This window comes from Vibrio sp. 1580 (genome assembly GCF_033340055.1).
The window spans coordinates 1-672 of sequence record NZ_JAWOVT010000330.1; the positions used below are offsets into that span (position 1 = coordinate 1).

The window sequence follows — 672 nt, forward strand, 5'->3', positions numbered from 1 at the left end:
CTCTCTGCCACGCTTGTTCAAGTTCAGAAAGCAATGAATTGAGTGCTTCCACCAACGGAGCAAGCTCGGTTGTGTTGTCGGTAACATGAATGCGGTCTAAGCGGTGCACGTTTCGTTGCGTGATAGCCGTACGTAGATCGTTAATCGGTCTGAAATACCTGTCTATCAGCCAGAACAGCAACAGCAGCAAAGTCGGCAATAGTAGTAACTGTTCGATGGACGTCGACAGTGCGATTACATGGATGATCTCTTTACGTATCTTCTGCTTTTCAGCAACGACAACGTATTCGTTCTCATGCTCGGTCTGTGGTAATGAGAGTTGGAAAGTGCGCCACTGTACGCCGTCTTTGGTAATGTCGGCGTAGCCGTTGTTATCAAAAGAAGAAGAAAGAGAGCGCAGATTCGGAGTGGAACTCCAGATCAACTTGTTGTCACGGTAGAATTGAAAAACGAGATTCTGTTCGTAGGGGTGACCAAATTTGGTGGCTTTGTCTTCGTCGCTTTTTGCCAAAGAATCGATGTTCTTCATCCACTGGTCGAATAGCTCTTTGTGGTTGGCGAGAGTGTCCGTTTCGGTTGAAATGGACAGCGTCAGCAGCATCAGCTTAGCGGATTGCACAAGCCTAGCGTCATAAACTTCTTCGACTTCGTGTTTGGCTGATTGAAAGCTGA

Annotated in this window: 1 pseudogene; it reads right to left on the reverse strand. The window is 47.2% G+C overall.

Annotated elements, in window-relative coordinates:
• Positions 1-672: pseudogene (locus tag R7093_RS25825) on the reverse strand (two-component sensor histidine kinase); the annotation flags it as partial.